We start from the raw sequence: 14,334 nt of genomic DNA, 5'->3' as shown, positions 1-14,334 counted from the left end.
CAAGGCGCCAGCCACCGGAATGCCCCGCCTCTGACACCAATAGCCCTGCCTGCCGCAAATTCCCCAGCACCCTGCGCACGACGACCGGGTTCGTGCCGGCATGGGCGGCAATATCAGCGGATTTGCGCAGGCTGTCAGGTGCATGCGCCATATGGCTGAGCGTGTGCAGGGCAAGTGACAGGCGGCTGTTGCGTTTCACGAGGTAATCTCCCGATTTACGACTATTCACGTAACTATTTGAGTTGCGGGAATTGCGTAACTTCTTTAGTTACGGGAATCAACGCCCACATTGCAAGGAAGCCAGCCATGAACCAAGACCGTCTCCCCGTCACAGTCCTGTCAGGCTTCTTGGGTGCTGGCAAGACAACGCTGCTGAACCGCGTCCTGAACAATCGCGAGGGGCGGCGCGTTGCGGTGATCGTGAACGATATGTCCGAAGTGAACATCGACGCCGATCTCGTGCGCGCCGATGGTGCGCTGTCGCGCACCGACGAGACGCTGGTCGAGATGTCGAACGGCTGTATCTGCTGCACGCTGCGTGACGATCTTTTGCAAGAGGTGCGCCGCCTCGCGGCCATGGGGCGCTTTGACTATCTGCTGATCGAGTCCACCGGTATCTCTGAACCGCTGCCAGTCGCAGCGACCTTCGATTTCCGCGATGAGGCGGGAGAAAGCCTGTCGGATGTGGCGCGGCTTGATACGATGGTGACGGTCGTCGATGCGGTGAACCTGTTGCGTGACTACGCCAGCCACGACTTCCTGCGTGATCGCGGTGAGACGCTGGGCGCGGAGGACGACCGGACGCTGGTAAACCTGCTGGTCGAGCAGATCGAGTTTGCCGATGTAGTGATCCTGAACAAGATCACTGATGCCGGACCTGAGCGGACGGATGCCGCGCGCAAGATCATCCGTAGCCTGAACGCCGATGCACGGATCATCGAAACAAACCATTCAGACGTCGCAGCGGATGCGATCCTTGATACGGGTCTTTTTGATTTCGAAAAGGCGCATGAACATCCGATGTGGGCAAAGGAGCTTTACGGATTTGCCGACCATGTGCCGGAAACCGAGGAATACGGCGTTTCATCCTATGTCTACCGTGCCCGCCAACCCTTCGTGCCGGAACGCATTCTCGCCGTTCTGAACGGCGACTTGCCTGGCGTAATCCGTGCCAAGGGCCATTTCTGGATCGCAACGCGGCCCGATTGGGTGGCCGAATTCTCGCTTGCGGGTGCGCTCTCGTCGGTCAAGCCGCTTGGTACTTGGTGGGCGGCTGTGCCCCGCGAACGTTGGCCAGACGATGACAGCGCACGGGCCTATGCAGCACAGCATTGGGCCGAGCCTTGGGGTGACCGGCGGCAGGAGATTGTCTTTATCGGTGCGGACATCGACTGGCCTGCGATCCGGGCGCGGCTGGACGCCTGTCTGGTGCCCGAGACTGTGGCTGCCGGTCCTGACACGCTACCCGATCTGCCTGATCCTTTCCCGCTCTGGCGGCGTGTAGATGCGACATGACCGGAAACATTGGCGAAACGGGTCTGAAGCGGAAACGGCGCAGGCAGGATCCGATGCAGGCCTATGACGCCCTGCCGCCTGCATTGCGCGGGTGGCTTGCGGGTGCCGCCTTGCCGTGGTCGCCCTTGTCATGCCGCCGCATCTGGCAGCGCGCCCGTGCGCGGGGCGAGCCGATCGAGGCCGTTCTGGCGCGCCTTGAGCGCGCGCAGGCGCAAACACTTGCCAAGGATCCGATCTGGCGTGCCTCGCTGGCGGGGCACAAGCGCGATCAACAACCGGATCACGTCACGTGATCGGTACCCGTGACCATGTCGGTCTTGGCGGCCTCCCGCTAACGCCCTTCGATCTGGATCGAAAAGCTGCGACGCGCACCTGATGGCGGGGTAGGAAAGGGGCCGGCGCCACGCACCAGCTGCAGCGCTGCCTGATCCAAGACGTCCGAGCCTGAAGGCTGCGCCAATGATACCGAAGCCAATCCGCCCTGCGGGTCGATGCTGAAGGATACCACAGCGGTGCCCCGCGCATTCACGTGCGGTTTGCCTGCCTGTGACAAGATCCGCATGACCAGACCGGGGTAGTTGCTTGCCGCGGCATTTCCCGCTGCCTGCTGGCGCCCGCCGGGCCCGCTTTGTTGTGCTATGGCCTCTTTATTTCCCGCTGATTCACCCGCCTGCGCGTTGCGATCTGCATTTCCCAGCGCGGGCCTTGCTGGTGGTTGCTGGCGCGACGCCGCCGCCTGCACGGGCACCTGTGTCTCCACGAAATCTGCGCGGCGTGCCTGAGGGCGCATTGAGCGTGCCACAGCAAGGCTGTCGGCGGTTTCGGCGACGATCCGTGCCGGTCGCGGCGGTACCGCTTCAGGCGTTGCGGAGGCGGTGTCGCGCATCACAGGCAAAGGTTGCGTGGGTGCAATGCGCTCGGGCGTTTCGCTTTCGGCAGTCGCGGTCACGTGTTCGGGTGGCACTGTCTCTGCTTCAACTGGCACGGCCTGATCGGCTGTTTTTTCTGGTGTTATCTCTGTCGGTGACGTTTCTTGGGCCGCTTCCGGTCGCGTAGCACTCAGGGTGCCGACCGCCATGTCTGCAAATGCGCTGCCCAGCCGGACCTCGGCGGCACCGCCGCCACCTTCGGTCTGTGGCGTTTCCGGTGCGACAAACGTAATGGCCAGCGCGCTATGGGCAACAAGGGCCAGAGACAGGGCCACTAACTTGGCCGGACCGGCGTGGCGCATCACTCCAACCCCTGTTCGGTAACAATCACAACGCGGTCCGCGCCCGCCACGCGCAAGGCGCGGCCTTGGGCGACCAGCGTGGCCGCAGGCAGATCACGGTCGGGGATGATCCGCACGCGTGCACGCGCAGGTTCGGGCAGGCTGGCGACAAAATCCGCAGCCGAGGTGACGACGCCACCTTCATAGGTCATGCGCCCGTCGGCGTGCAAAACCAGCGCTTCCGCGGGTGCGGCACCCGCAAGATCAGCGGTGCGAACCAGGCGCAGATCTTTGTCCAGCGGTGTGACTAGTGTGCCCGCGACAAGAAAGAAGATCAGCATCAGGAAAACGATATTGATCAATGCGATGGTCGGTTCGCGTTCGCTTCGTTTGCGGCGCTGCTTCATGTCGCCTCCAGAACCGTGACAGTGACATGCGGGATCGCACGGAGAGCCACAAGCAGGTCGGTCAATCGCTGCGCAGTCACATCAGCCCCGGTCGAGAGCAGCACCCCAAGGGGGGTATCACCGTTCCTGTGCGCGGCGAGCGCCGAGGGCAAACTATCAAGAGCCGTTTCCGAGCCGTTCAGGCGCAACGATACTGCGGCCAGCGACAAAAAGACCGGACGTTCAGTGGATGCAGTTTCCCCTGAGCGGGCCGCGGCAAACTCGACCTCGGAGAAGCGGGTGAATGTCGAGGACAGCATGAAAAACAGAAGCAGCAGGAAGATGACGTCAATCAGGGATGTCATCGACAGCCTGCGCCTGCGTCGCATGTTACGCATGGGCGGCGACACCGTGTGGGTCCATGACTTTACGAACACCTGAAGGCGACAGCACTGTGTGCAGGGCCTTTTGCGCCAGCACGCGGTCTGCATCCATGCGGGTCTCGAGCCAACTTAGGATGACCGAGGTCGGCATCGCCAAGGCAAGGCCTGCAGCAGTGGTCAACAGGGCCACCCAGATGCCACCGGCAAGGATCGCGGGGTCGACTTGGCTCCCTGCCTGCTGAAGCGCCTGAAATGCCGAAATCATGCCAAGAACGGTGCCGAACAGACCCAAGAGCGGGGCAAGCTGGGCGACAGAATCGAGAAACCTGAAGCCGCTTTCCAGTCGGGCAAACCGTGCCTCGGCCTCTGCTTCAAGGCGCGCCGCGCCCGTCTGGCCGTCAAGCGCCATGGTGACCACCGGAACCAGATAGCTGCGCGAGCGCGACAGGTGATCGCGCGCTGCTGTCCGGTCGCCTGTATCCCAGGCTGCGATGGCGTCCCGCAGGGCCTTGTGGCGTCCGACACCTGCCGCCGCGAATTGCCAGAGTTTGAACAGAACCACCGCCAGAACCAGAACCGAAAGCACGCAAAGTAGCAGGACGACGGGCCCGCCAAGCGCGGCAATGCGCTGTATGCTTTCTTGAAGTGCGGTGATCATCCCAGCACCTCGACATCGGTGCGGCTGTCGAGTGCGAGCCCTGTGCTGCAAGCACCTGCAGGCAGATTGTCTCCGGCACAGGTTTCGGCACCGTTGATCAGAAGACTTCCCAATGACGCACAGGCAAGACCGGGCACCACGAATTGCCGCACGCGGGGCCGCGCTGCGGGCAGGGCGCCGAAATCAAAGAGTGTGAGCCGGTCAACACGTCCTTGTGTGTCAAAAAGCACTGCCTCGTAGACTGCTTGTTCGATATCAATGCTGTGTCCGTTCTGGACAAGAAAACTGATCCGGCAGGCGTCTTCGACAGGCTCTACTGCATTGAGTTCGATAGATATGTGCGCGCCCTGCGCATCTTGCGCAAGCACGGGGGCAGCCGACAAACAGGTAGCCAGAATTACAGCTGCGCGATCTGATTTGAATTTGAACATTTTCCCAGCCTTCGATTTCCCCTTGGGTCATCTGGCTGGGGTGACGCACCCTTGCTGGATGGCAATCTGTTACCATCCAGCGGGGTCGCGTTCAATACCTGATTAAATTAGTATGTCTTTTCCCGAGGGGTGCAGGACCACGATCGTCCGGCTTGGATCACGCCAGGTGCGACCGCAGCATCCATGCGAATTTCTCATGGACCTGGCCGCGTGCAATGCAGAGATCTTCAGTCAGCGTGTCGCCATGATCTGCGGCAAGTTCACCTGCACCGGCTATGGTCTCGGCCAGTGTTTCCTGTGCTTGCTTCATGAGGCGGATCATCTCTTCGGCAGCGGGCACACCATCAACTTCGGCGACTTTGGATCGTTTCAACATACCGGCAAGCGTGCCTTCGGCATGGGCGTCAAGCGCCTTGATCCGTTCGGCCAGATCGTCCTGTCCGACGAAGTGGTCTTCGTAGATCTTCTGGAACAGATCGTGCAGGGGGCCAAAGGCCATGCCGGTCACGTTCCAATGAAAGTTCTGTGCCAGCATCGTGGTCACTGCGGTTTCTGCAACGCATTGATTAAGTGCCTCGGCAATCTGTGTGGTTGCGTCGGTTGAAAGTGTTTGGGCGGTTTGGGTCAAGGGTGCCTCCTGCATCAAAAAAGAAATTCTGTGCTGGCTGGCGGTTAGCTGGCTTGCACCACCTTTATATATGGTGGAATTGCATCGGGCAAGCGACTTTAGAACGATTCTAAACTTGAGTAAAACTGTCAGTTACATTGCGTAGAAGGAACACCAGATTTCGGTGTGCGTGTTTTGGAACGCGCGAGTTCAGAAGGAACGCGGCGCTGCTCTCATCGCCGTTCTTGAGGCTGCGGGCTAATGCGATCAGCCATTTTTCGTCAAACGACGTCTCCTGTTCTCCAACACGAAAAAAGGCAGGTCGGCGTTGCAAGGCCTGCGACAGGCAGCGCACCAGCACTTCTGCCGCCGCGTGCCGCGCGACATTGCGGTTTGTGGACAGAGCGGCACAGGCACCGAAAAGCTCGATATGCGCCTTGCATCGGTTGGTGCGCGCGACATCGCGCAAATGGTCGAGCAAGCCGTCCGAAGAGCACGTAACGTCCGGCGTCAATGCGCGGTCGTCTAGGGTCCGGCAAAGGGATGCGGTCAAGGCGTCTCGGTCCTTGTTCTTGGGTCTTTCATGGCGCAATCTGTTCATGCGGCCTTCCCGCCATCCAGCATCGTGAGGGTCACCTTTTTCTTGCGGCACCGCTTTTCATAAGCCTGTTCCCAATGTTTGTAGCGCCCCATCACGGCCTGTTGCGCGACGACAAGCGCGACAAAGGCCTCGCGGTGTTTGTTCTTTTTCAAAGCCTTGAAGGTCGACTTCTGCGCTTTGGTCATGGAGCATCCGATACAGTGGCCTTCGCGTTTGAATTTGCAGACGCTGATGCAGGGGCTGGGGATTTTGGACATGATAGGCTCGCTGGATGTTTGGGCACGGTGCCCGTTCTGGCTGTTGTGTATTGTTCAATGCAGGGTGCGGTCTTCGGGTTTGTGGCGGGGCAGGGATGTGGCCGGCCCTGTTTGGACCAGGCGCTGCATCGCAAGGCCAACCCGTGCTGCCATCAGGGCAACCGGTTCAGCATGGCGTGCGGGCACAAGCAGGGATGCGATCATCGCCGCCTCGGCCAGATCACCGCGCGCGGCTTCGCGGACAAGGGTTTGCAGGATCGCTTCGTCCGAACCGATACAGGTGCACCCAAGCCCGTGCCGGACAAGCGGCCTGCGGGCAAACCTGCACAGATCGGACAGCAGGCATTCGAAATTGCGCAACTCTGCAAGGCCCTCGGTGGCCCCAAAACTATGCGCAAAACCGTTCCAGACTTCGGCCTGACTGTCAGGACCCGCCATCCAGAACCGGACGGACATAATCAGCTCGGCTTCCCAAGGTGCGATGTCAGTCAGTTGACCGACCACGCTGGCGCCTTTGGTGTGTGCGGTACCTGTCATTTGGTCAGGATCAGCTTGCCCGCGCGTGTGATGCGCAGGGTGTAGGTCTGGCCATCCAGCACGATGTCGGCCTTAAGACCGTTGCGGATCAGATCGCGTGCGTCGTAGGTGTCCGTGTCAGCGGTCCTGTCGACGGACCCGGGGCGGGGCAGATTTTGCATCAGGCTCATCGACCCTCTCCTGTCGTGCGCATACGATTGCGTTGCAAGTCGATTAGATGCTCAAGCGCAAACCCTTCTATCTGCGCGCTATCGGCACCGGATTGCACGATTTCACGCCATGTAGAGCTGGCAGTTTCAGGCTTCTGGCTGGTTGCCCGAGAGACGGGTGTCATTGCGATTTCATCCTTATAGTTGACATCCGGGCTGCCGTTCGTGGTGGCTTGGACGGGCATCGCACGATGCCTTGCGGTATTCTGACAAAATAAGTCAGGTTATGCGCTATGCCTACAATAACCCGACAGTTTTAGTCAAGAACATAGATTTGCCAAATCGCATGGCGGTTTCAGACGTCATACGCTTTGCAAAGTGTCGATCTGCTGGATTGTGGTGAACCCCTCAAAACGCGGCGTGCCCTCGTGCAGCTTGCGGCTTTGACCCGCGCGGGCGTGTGAGGCGCGGAATTCCGCGCTGGTTGTCCATGCGCGGAAATGCGCCTCTGACTGCCACAGGGTGTGCGAGGCATAGAGGATTTTGCCGTCGTCCTCGGGGCCCTTCAGCATGTGGAAGGACACGAAACCGTCCATGTCCTGCAATTTGCTTTCCCGGGTCAGCCAAAGCTCTTCGAATTCAGCGGCATTTTCCAAGGGTACAGTGAAACGGTTCATCGCGAGGTACATCTTTTTCTCCTTAGTTGGATGTCAGGGATTTGCAGGGATCGTCGCGTTCAGCGGGTGGGACGATGCGGACCTCGTTGAAAGGAAGTCCTGCGTCTTCTTCGACAAAGCCGATCGCATAGGTTGTCACGTCAGGGGCCGCTCTGGCGATCTTGGCGGGTACACCCCAATCGGTGCGGGCGTGGCCGTTTCCGGCGATCACGGCGACGGGTGGTCCGTAGGTTTCGAGCGCCTCAAGTGCGGCGCGGGCAAAAACCGCATCGCGGTAGCGCTGCACGCTGACCATACCCGCCATCATCGCAAACGGCATGGCTTCGCAATGCGCCTCGAATTGTAGTTGCATGCGTGTCTCTTGCTGGCTGTCCGGCAAAGGCTCGTCCAGACCGAAACGCGCGGCGTCTTCACCGAAAAGGGCAGCTGCACCATCACTGTAGACACGCTGGATCGCGTCGCGCGGGGCTGCAGCACCGACGATGCGCGCATCGCCCATGGCCTCAAAGACCGGCGCATAGATCGGGAAATCACCCCAACCGCTTGCCTCCCATGCGGCGGCGATCTGGGTCCGGTCGGCGTCAGCGCGCGCGGCCTGTTCTGCGGTGAGCATCTCGAACACGACCGCGGTGGGCCGCAGGTCCTGCAAGGCGGCGGCTTGCCCCAGATGTGCATCAGGGTTGTCATGGACCTCGCCAAGAACGACGATATCGGCAACAGGTTTGGCCATCGCAGGCAGGGCGAGCACAAAAAACAGAGCGGTCAATCGCATGTGGGCTCCTTTCAGGCCGATGCTGCGTGCGGCAAAATAAAGGGTATGCCGGCGGGCGGTGGGGCCGAGACGCGCAGGGCGCAGCCGTAGGCGTCCGACAATATCTCGTCTGTCAGTACCTCCTGCGGCTGCCCGAAGGCCATGCGTTTGCCTGTCGCAAGCAGCGCGACGCGGTCGGCATAAAGTGCAGTCAGGTTCAGATCATGCATCACGGCAATGACCCCGCCACCTGCGCGGGCAAATCCGCGTGCGATGTCCATCACCTGGAGCTGGTGTGCGATATCGAGGCTCGAGACCGGCTCATCCAGCAAGAGCCAGCGCGGTTGACCGTTCTCGACAGGGGCCCAGACCTGCGCCAGAACGCGGGCAAGCATGACCCTTTGCGCCTCGCCGCCGGACAATTCCTGAAAGGTCCGGTCAGCGTAATGCGCGAGGCCGACGCGGGCGAGCGCCTGCATAGGCACCTCGGGTCTGTCTCCGGCCGTGCCGGATTGCAGGCCCAGCCGGACCACCTCCATGACGGTAAACGGAAACGCGAGGCGCGACGCTTGGGGCAAGACCGCGCGCTGTGCCGCAAGCTGCCATGGTTTCATGCCGCTGATGTCCTGTCCGTTCAGGCTGACCGCACCGCGATAGGGCAGTGAGGCCGTAATCGCCCCGAGCAAGGTGGATTTTCCGGAGCCGTTGGGGCCAACGATGGCGGTCACCTCTCCGGGCAGGGCTGTCAGGCTCACGCCGCGCAGCGCCGCGTGCTTGCCGTAAGAAACGCGGATATCTTCGGCAATCAGGCTCATAGTTCCACCAATCCACGACGTTTGAGTAGTATCCACAAAAAGACCGGTGCGCCAAGGACGGCCGTCACGATCCCGATGGGCAGTTCTGCGGGGGCAATAACCACGCGTGCGATGACATCTGCGAGGATCAGCAGGGTCGCGCCAAGTAGTGCTGAATTGAGCAGCAGCGTCCGGTGATCCGGACCGGAGGCAAGACGCAGCAGATGCGGCACCACGATCCCGATAAACCCGATCCCGCCCGACACAGCGACCGCCGCACCGGTGGCACCGGCGACGGCAAGGATCGCCACAGATTTCATGCGCTGCACATTGATGCCGATATGGGCGGCGGTCGCCTCACCCAGCGCCAGCCCGTTAAGCCCGCGCCCCAGCATCACTGCCGTACCGATGGAGAGAAGGATCAACGGAGCGGCGGACAGCACCTTGGCCCAGCTCGCACCCGCAAGCGAGCCCAGACCCCAGAAGGTTAGATCGCGCAATTGTCTGTCATCGGCGATATAGACGAGGATACCCGACAAGGCCCCCGCCAATGCGCCGAGCGCGATGCCCGCCAGTAGCATCGTCGCCACAGATGTGCGCCCGTGCCGTGTGGAGACGCGATAGAGCAGAATGGTCGAGATCCAGCCGCCCAGAAAGGCGGCAAAGGGCACAAGGTGGTTGCCTGCGCGGTCGATCATCCAGACGGGCAAGAGTGCGCCCAGCACGATGGCAAGGATCGCACCCAGTCCCGCACCGGCCCCCACGCCAACGATGCCCGGGTCGGCCAGCGGGTTGCGGAACAGACCTTGCATCGCAGCCCCTGATACGGCCAAGGCCGCACCGACCAGTATTCCCATGGCAAGCCGGGGCAGGCGGATGTCAAACAGCACCACGCGCTCGATCTGGCTCAGCGTCTCACCCTGCGCCAGTTTTGCCAGCACGGATGACAGGGTGACATCTGTTGCGCCAACCTGCAGGTTCACAAGACAGGCCAGCCCAAGGGCTGCCGCAAGAACCCAGTGCAAGGCGCGGGCGTGGTTCAACCGGTCGCGCGGGGCGACCGCGATATCCGATACGACAGTCACCGGTCAGGTTCCTTTTGCATAAAGCGCGTCGTTCAGCATCTGCACGGCCTGCGCCGTGCGCGGCCCGAAACCGAGCATCAACAGGCCATCCATCCGCACGATCGAACGCGTTTGCGCGGCAGGTGTCAACCGGACCGCCGGCATGGCGAACAATTCGTCATCTGCCACCCCATGATCGCCGCCCCTGTCCATCATCAGGATCACATCGGGCGCGGCCAGCCCGACCGCTTCGTCGGTGATCTGTTTGTAGCCTTCGTAATCGGAGACCGCATTCACACCCCCTGCCATGCGGATCAGCGCGTCCGCTGCCGTGCCTGTGCCAGAGGCATTGATCTTGCCGCCCTGCGTGGACAGCACAAAAAGCACGCGCCTCTTGCCGTCCTCGGGGTGTTCGGCGTCCGTAAGCGCGGCCACGAGATCGGCCTCGACTTCCGCCATCAATCCGGCGGCGCGTTCAGGCACACCAAGTGTCTGGCCCACGATCTCGATCTTGCGCAGGATGCCTGCAACGCTCAGGGCGTCGGGCACCTCGACAAGATCTATGTTTGCCGCGCGTATCACATCGAGCGCCTCGGGAGGTCCCGCACCTTCCTCGGTCAGTATCAGTGATGGCCCAATCGAGAGCACACCTTCGGGAGAAAGGGCGCGCATGTAACCCACATCGGGCAGGTCGGCGACACTGGGCGGATAACTGGACGTTGTGTCGCGCGCCTTGAGGCGGTGTTCCTGACCGAGGGCTGCTACGATTTCCGTGACTGACCCGCCGATTGACAGCACATCGGCCTGTGTTTGCGGCGCATCTGCGCTTTGTTCGGCGTTGACGGCTATGGCAAGAAACGTGCTGCACAAAGCTGCGCAGAGCCCCGTCCGAAAGGCGGCTTTACTGGCGTAGTGTCTCATGCGGGCACCTCCACAAGCGTTGAAAGACAATCCACGATCTGGCCCCATTCGGCGCGTGAATCGCGCCCCTCCTTGCCGACGCCGAACACCTGAAAAATCATACCGCCTTCTGCATCGAAGGCTTCGACCGATACGGCAGGTCCGCGTTGCGTGGGTTTATGCACGGCCCAGACCTCGGCCACCTTGTCGAGACGCAGATGCAGGTTGAACCCGGGATCCATGACGTTCTGCCAAGGCCCTATCGGTTTCAGGCTATGGATCTTACCGGTGTGGATCTGGATGCAGCCACGGTTTCCGACAAAGATCATCACCTCGATCCCGGCATCGCGTACAGCATGAAGCATTGTATCAGCGGCCTTGGGGGCAAGCTGGCGCACCCAGGGCGCACCGGCGATCCGGTAGGCCCCGAGCCGGTTCATCTTGAGTTTGGCACACAGGCGCAGGAATTGGTGTGTATCCGTCAGCTTTGCCCATTCTGTCCGTAGGATGTCGGCTTTGTCAGCGCGCGATTTCGGCCCCTCGACCGGCTTGCGGGCCTCGACAGGCTGGCTGTCGAACTGATCCGCGACCGCCAGATCAGCAACAATTGCGGCCCATGCGTTGTGCTGCGATCCTTCACGCAGGTGGATTTTGTGCACCGCGTCGCCTGCTGCATCGAAAATCTGCAAAGAGCGTCGCAAGCCCTGCGCGGTCTCTGTCTCGACAGCGAAGGCATGCACCCAATGTGACGGAAAGATGCGCAGGTCCACATTTTCGGTCAGGGTCATCGCGGCATGATCGCCACGGTGATAGTTGCCATATGCGCCTACCTTTTCATGGACGCAGGCATCAACGCGGGTCAGCGCCATGACTTCGCCCAAGGCTTCGGCTGCGGGAATAATCCGATCGGGGTGAGCCGCGATTCGGGTGGTGCCATGCCCGACGCCGGCAGCAACGAGCTGCGCTTCGGCAATGCCTTGTGCGTTTGCCGCATCGCGGGCGCGCAGTTTCGGGTTTTCTGCAAGAAAGGCGCGAATATCGGATGGTTTGCCAGCGGATTGCTGTGTCATGGGCGTCCTCGGATGTTTGTGTGTGGTCCGATGGCTGCGCCCGAAAGACGTGGTGCGTGGCTTTCTAATTACTTGACTGTTTTAGTTGGGTAAGGTTAAAGCTGCAACCCATTGCGGTACGTCGTAGCGCAAAATCATGAAAACTGCCGCGCCAGCCTTCGCAAGCTTCGGCCTGAAACACACGAAGGATGGCGCAATGCTTACCTCTTTGATGCGCGGCACGACCGCGCTCGTCTGCTTTTCGCTGGCAATGCCAGCCACGGCACAAGACAGTGATCCCGGCTTTCTGGGGACACTTATCCTCACCGGCGGCAAACGCGATCTCAGTTTTGGCACCGCGCTGTCGCGCACAGTTGTCGGTGAAGAAGAGATCATGGACCGACAGGCCAGCACGGTCGCGCAACTGATCGACAGCGTGCCGGGGGTGACCTTGGTGAACGGCACGACGCCGCAAGGGTCGGGGATCAATATCCGTGGGTTTGGCGCGAACACGACCTTCGGCTCGGACCAGAAAATCGCCATCCAGATCGACGGCGCCTCGGTCGGGTCGGAAGAACTCTACCGCATCGGCACACAGCTTTTCACCGATCCGCTGCTCTATCGCGAAGTCGAGGTCTTGCGCGGGACCATCGGCAGCTTTGCCTATGGTTCTGGTATTGTCGGGGGGGTTGTAAGGCTGGAAACAAAGGATGCCTCAGATTTCACAGGGGGTGTGCCTGGCTTTGGGGGCTCCCAGACCCTTTCGTTCAACTCGAATGGCAGCGGGTGGGTCAGTTCGACCAACCTTGCTTGGATGCCGACGGAAGGTGCCGAATTTCTGCTGAATTATACCCTGCGCGATCAGGACGACCTGACGGCAGGTGACGGGACGACGATTGGAAACAGCGCGTTCCGCACGCCTTCCTTCCTCGCGAAGGGCACATTCACTTTCGGTCAGGACGACGCACATTCCCTGATGTTCAGCCATTCAAGCACGGTCGCAGATGACAAGGACGTTCCTTATGACCAATTCGTCACCACGGCTGATTCCTTTGGTCGCGTCGACCGTCTGACTGAAACGACCCAGACGGCTGTCGAGTATCGTTTCAATCCGGTCACTGATCTCGTCGATCTACGCGCCAATCTGTCTTATGCCGATCAGGCAATCGAATCCGACTACATCCCCGGGTCCTCGCCTCTCGAAGGGACGCCCAGCTTTCCGTTCCTTCTTGAAACGGTAAATGCCGACCAACGCTATGAAACGGCCAAGCTGACCGTGACAAACCGCGCCTTGTTTGACACAGGCGCAATCGCGCATGACATGCTTGCAGGGGTTGAAGCGCAGCGCCGTATCCGTGCCGATAACGCGGCTGGCGGTGCGCCGGGTGGCACAAACGATCGTTTCGCCCTTTTTGTCGTTGATGAAATGACCATGGGTCAATTCACGGTGACACCGGCCATGCGCTATGAAAGCTCCAGCATTGAAAGCGAAAACGACCTCGCAGGTGTTCCCGATACCTATGAAAAGGACGCTCTGATGGGCGGTCTGGCACTGGCCTATGATCTTGGTACGGGGCTGTCTGTCTTCGGCTCGGCCGCCTATACCGAAGGTCTGCCGATCATTGATGATCTTGGAACCAGCGCCACCGCACAACGGCGGATCGGCATGTCAGAGAAATCCCACACATTCGAGCTTGGTGCCGAATACACAAGCACTGATGTCTTTGCCAATGGTGACACCTTCACCATGCGCGGCAACCTTTATCAGACTGAACTGCGCGACATTACAAGTTACACGGTGGCAGGTTCGATGGCGACGGAACTGGACCGTGTGGAGTCCAGCGGGATTGAACTGGAAGCCTCTTATGGCATGACAAGCGGCTTATACGCCGATTTCGCCGGACATATCGGCGAGGGTACCGAATTCAACCCTGATGGTACCGATGCAACTTGGCGCAACACGCCGGCGGATCGGGCACAGCTGACACTGGGCAGAAAATGGGAAGACCGCCTCGATCTGAGCTGGGAAATCATCCACGCAGTTGATCGCCGCGATGCCCTTGGCGATGATCTGCCGGACAGCACTGTGCACAACCTGCGTGCAACATGGACGCCACAAGGCCAAGGATGGCTTGATGGAAGTGAAGTGCGCTTCGGTGTCGAAAACGCACTCGATGCTGATTACGTGGGGCATCTGTCTTCGCCCAGCAGGAAAGCGCCGGGCAGATCGTTCAACTTATCGTTCACGCAAACCTTCTGAGCGCGACAAGACGGGTAAGGGCCATCCTGTCAGCATTTCAAACTTTGCAGACTGCAGAGCGCGCTGGGGTGTTGATTTGCTGACAGGATTGCGCGGGTTTTTCCG

Annotated in this window: 21 protein-coding genes; 3 read left to right on the top strand and 18 right to left on the bottom strand. The window is 60.5% G+C overall.

The features are described from left to right. On the bottom strand, positions 1-199 hold a 199-nt coding region (locus VGP75_RS03680), incomplete at its 3' end, for an Rrf2 family transcriptional regulator (protein WP_327542366.1). A gap of 107 nt (positions 200-306) precedes the next feature. On the opposite strand from VGP75_RS03680, the gene VGP75_RS03675 reads away from it, so the two are divergent. Beyond that, entirely contained in the window at positions 307-1,515 is a 1,209-nt protein-coding gene (locus VGP75_RS03675; protein ID WP_327542365.1) for a GTP-binding protein, read from the top strand. Beyond that, complete coding sequence (locus VGP75_RS03670) at positions 1,512-1,808, top strand: DUF6525 family protein (RefSeq protein WP_327542364.1); 297 nt, start codon at positions 1,512-1,514, stop codon at positions 1,806-1,808. The genes VGP75_RS03675 and VGP75_RS03670 overlap by 4 nt, the downstream gene beginning before the upstream one ends. A 38-nt stretch (positions 1,809-1,846) precedes the next feature. On the opposite strand, the gene tolA is transcribed toward VGP75_RS03670, so the two are convergent. The 17 genes from tolA to VGP75_RS03585 form a co-directional block, all read right to left on the bottom strand. After that, entirely contained in the window at positions 1,847-2,746 is a 900-nt protein-coding gene (gene tolA, locus VGP75_RS03665; protein WP_327542363.1) for a cell envelope integrity protein TolA, read from the bottom strand. Beyond that, complete coding sequence (locus VGP75_RS03660) at positions 2,746-3,132, bottom strand: ExbD/TolR family protein (RefSeq protein ID WP_327542362.1); 387 nt, start codon at positions 3,130-3,132, stop codon at positions 2,746-2,748. The genes tolA and VGP75_RS03660 overlap by 1 nt, the downstream gene beginning before the upstream one ends. Then, positions 3,129-3,509, bottom strand: a complete 381-nt coding sequence (locus VGP75_RS03655; RefSeq protein ID WP_327542361.1) for a biopolymer transporter ExbD — start codon at positions 3,507-3,509, stop codon at positions 3,129-3,131. The genes VGP75_RS03660 and VGP75_RS03655 overlap by 4 nt, the downstream gene beginning before the upstream one ends. Next, on the bottom strand, positions 3,502-4,152 hold the full coding sequence (locus VGP75_RS03650) for a MotA/TolQ/ExbB proton channel family protein (RefSeq protein ID WP_327542360.1): 651 nt from the start codon (positions 4,150-4,152) through the stop codon (positions 3,502-3,504). The genes VGP75_RS03655 and VGP75_RS03650 overlap by 8 nt, the downstream gene beginning before the upstream one ends. Beyond that, positions 4,149-4,583 carry a hypothetical protein gene (locus VGP75_RS03645; protein WP_327542359.1) on the bottom strand — a complete coding sequence of 145 codons (435 nt, stop codon included), beginning with the start codon at positions 4,581-4,583 and terminating at the stop codon, positions 4,149-4,151. Before VGP75_RS03645 ends, VGP75_RS03650 begins: the two co-directional genes overlap by 4 nt. Before the next feature lie 157 nt (positions 4,584-4,740). Further along, complete coding sequence (locus VGP75_RS03640) at positions 4,741-5,211, bottom strand: Dps family protein (protein ID WP_327542358.1); 471 nt, start codon at positions 5,209-5,211, stop codon at positions 4,741-4,743. A gap of 109 nt (positions 5,212-5,320) precedes the next feature. Then, a complete protein-coding gene (locus tag VGP75_RS03635) occupies positions 5,321-5,743 on the bottom strand; it encodes a hypothetical protein (RefSeq protein WP_327542357.1) in 423 nt (140 codons plus the stop codon). Between the two features lie 44 nt (positions 5,744-5,787). Then, the gene (locus tag VGP75_RS03630) at positions 5,788-6,048 is read right to left on the bottom strand and encodes a DUF1289 domain-containing protein (protein WP_327542356.1); all 261 of its coding nucleotides are present in this window, start codon (positions 6,046-6,048) and stop codon (positions 5,788-5,790) included. Between the two features lie 54 nt (positions 6,049-6,102). Continuing rightward, complete coding sequence (locus VGP75_RS03625) at positions 6,103-6,585, bottom strand: hypothetical protein (protein ID WP_327542355.1); 483 nt, start codon at positions 6,583-6,585, stop codon at positions 6,103-6,105. Beyond that, positions 6,582-6,746, bottom strand: a complete 165-nt coding sequence (gene hemP, locus VGP75_RS03620) for a hemin uptake protein HemP (protein WP_327542368.1) — start codon at positions 6,744-6,746, stop codon at positions 6,582-6,584. The genes VGP75_RS03625 and hemP overlap by 4 nt, the downstream gene beginning before the upstream one ends. A gap of 5 nt (positions 6,747-6,751) precedes the next feature. Further along, the gene (locus VGP75_RS03615; RefSeq protein ID WP_327542354.1) at positions 6,752-6,979 is read right to left on the bottom strand and encodes a hypothetical protein; all 228 of its coding nucleotides are present in this window, start codon (positions 6,977-6,979) and stop codon (positions 6,752-6,754) included. Positions 6,980-7,096: 117 nt separating this feature from the next. Next, positions 7,097-7,423: a heme-degrading protein HmuQ gene (hmuQ, locus tag VGP75_RS03610; RefSeq protein WP_327542353.1), complete on the bottom strand. Its 327-nt coding sequence runs from the start codon at positions 7,421-7,423 to the stop codon at positions 7,097-7,099. Between the two features lie 10 nt (positions 7,424-7,433). Further along, positions 7,434-8,183: a ChaN family lipoprotein gene (locus tag VGP75_RS03605; protein WP_327542352.1), complete on the bottom strand. Its 750-nt coding sequence runs from the start codon at positions 8,181-8,183 to the stop codon at positions 7,434-7,436. 11 nt (positions 8,184-8,194) lie between these two features. After that, entirely contained in the window at positions 8,195-8,977 is a 783-nt protein-coding gene (locus VGP75_RS03600; RefSeq protein ID WP_327542351.1) for a heme ABC transporter ATP-binding protein, read from the bottom strand. Then, complete coding sequence (locus VGP75_RS03595; RefSeq protein WP_327542350.1) at positions 8,974-10,041, bottom strand: FecCD family ABC transporter permease; 1,068 nt, start codon at positions 10,039-10,041, stop codon at positions 8,974-8,976. Before VGP75_RS03595 ends, VGP75_RS03600 begins: the two co-directional genes overlap by 4 nt. A 3-nt stretch (positions 10,042-10,044) precedes the next feature. Continuing rightward, on the bottom strand, positions 10,045-10,941 hold the full coding sequence (locus tag VGP75_RS03590) for a heme/hemin ABC transporter substrate-binding protein (RefSeq protein WP_327542349.1): 897 nt from the start codon (positions 10,939-10,941) through the stop codon (positions 10,045-10,047). Beyond that, entirely contained in the window at positions 10,938-11,990 is a 1,053-nt protein-coding gene (locus tag VGP75_RS03585; protein WP_327542348.1) for a hemin-degrading factor, read from the bottom strand. Before VGP75_RS03585 ends, VGP75_RS03590 begins: the two co-directional genes overlap by 4 nt. A gap of 196 nt (positions 11,991-12,186) precedes the next feature. On the opposite strand from VGP75_RS03585, the gene VGP75_RS03580 reads away from it, so the two are divergent. After that, the gene (locus tag VGP75_RS03580) at positions 12,187-14,229 is read left to right on the top strand and encodes a TonB-dependent receptor domain-containing protein (RefSeq protein WP_327542347.1); all 2,043 of its coding nucleotides are present in this window, start codon (positions 12,187-12,189) and stop codon (positions 14,227-14,229) included. Positions 14,230-14,334: the final 105 nt, after the last annotated feature.

This window comes from Yoonia sp. (genome assembly GCF_036007805.1).
Taxonomy (GTDB): Bacteria; Pseudomonadota; Alphaproteobacteria; order Rhodobacterales; family Rhodobacteraceae; genus Yoonia.
This window is presented reverse-complemented; position numbering and strand designations above follow the sequence as displayed.

Bases quoted from the DNA above. Each gene is read 5' to 3' on its own strand.
- VGP75_RS03655 (WP_327542361.1), bottom strand. From the start codon at position 3,509: ATGCGTAACATGCGACGCAGGCGCAGGCTGTCGATGACATCCCTGATT.
- hemP (WP_327542368.1), bottom strand. From the start codon at position 6,746: ATGCAAAATCTGCCCCGCCCCGGGTCCGTCGACAGGACCGCTGACACG.
- VGP75_RS03645 (WP_327542359.1), bottom strand. From the start codon at position 4,583: ATGTTCAAATTCAAATCAGATCGCGCAGCTGTAATTCTGGCTACCTGT.
- VGP75_RS03585 (WP_327542348.1), bottom strand. From the start codon at position 11,990: ATGACACAGCAATCCGCTGGCAAACCATCCGATATTCGCGCCTTTCTT.
- tolA (WP_327542363.1), bottom strand. From the start codon at position 2,746: ATGCGCCACGCCGGTCCGGCCAAGTTAGTGGCCCTGTCTCTGGCCCTT.
- VGP75_RS03580 (WP_327542347.1), top strand. From the start codon at position 12,187: ATGCTTACCTCTTTGATGCGCGGCACGACCGCGCTCGTCTGCTTTTCG.
- VGP75_RS03600 (WP_327542351.1), bottom strand. From the start codon at position 8,977: ATGAGCCTGATTGCCGAAGATATCCGCGTTTCTTACGGCAAGCACGCG.
- VGP75_RS03660 (WP_327542362.1), bottom strand. From the start codon at position 3,132: ATGAAGCAGCGCCGCAAACGAAGCGAACGCGAACCGACCATCGCATTG.
- VGP75_RS03625 (WP_327542355.1), bottom strand. From the start codon at position 6,585: ATGACAGGTACCGCACACACCAAAGGCGCCAGCGTGGTCGGTCAACTG.
- VGP75_RS03590 (WP_327542349.1), bottom strand. From the start codon at position 10,941: ATGAGACACTACGCCAGTAAAGCCGCCTTTCGGACGGGGCTCTGCGCA.
- VGP75_RS03675 (WP_327542365.1), top strand. From the start codon at position 307: ATGAACCAAGACCGTCTCCCCGTCACAGTCCTGTCAGGCTTCTTGGGT.
- VGP75_RS03650 (WP_327542360.1), bottom strand. From the start codon at position 4,152: ATGATCACCGCACTTCAAGAAAGCATACAGCGCATTGCCGCGCTTGGC.
- VGP75_RS03615 (WP_327542354.1), bottom strand. From the start codon at position 6,979: ATGCCCGTCCAAGCCACCACGAACGGCAGCCCGGATGTCAACTATAAG.
- VGP75_RS03630 (WP_327542356.1), bottom strand. From the start codon at position 6,048: ATGTCCAAAATCCCCAGCCCCTGCATCAGCGTCTGCAAATTCAAACGC.
- hmuQ (WP_327542353.1), bottom strand. From the start codon at position 7,423: ATGTACCTCGCGATGAACCGTTTCACTGTACCCTTGGAAAATGCCGCT.
- VGP75_RS03670 (WP_327542364.1), top strand. From the start codon at position 1,512: ATGACCGGAAACATTGGCGAAACGGGTCTGAAGCGGAAACGGCGCAGG.
- VGP75_RS03605 (WP_327542352.1), bottom strand. From the start codon at position 8,183: ATGCGATTGACCGCTCTGTTTTTTGTGCTCGCCCTGCCTGCGATGGCC.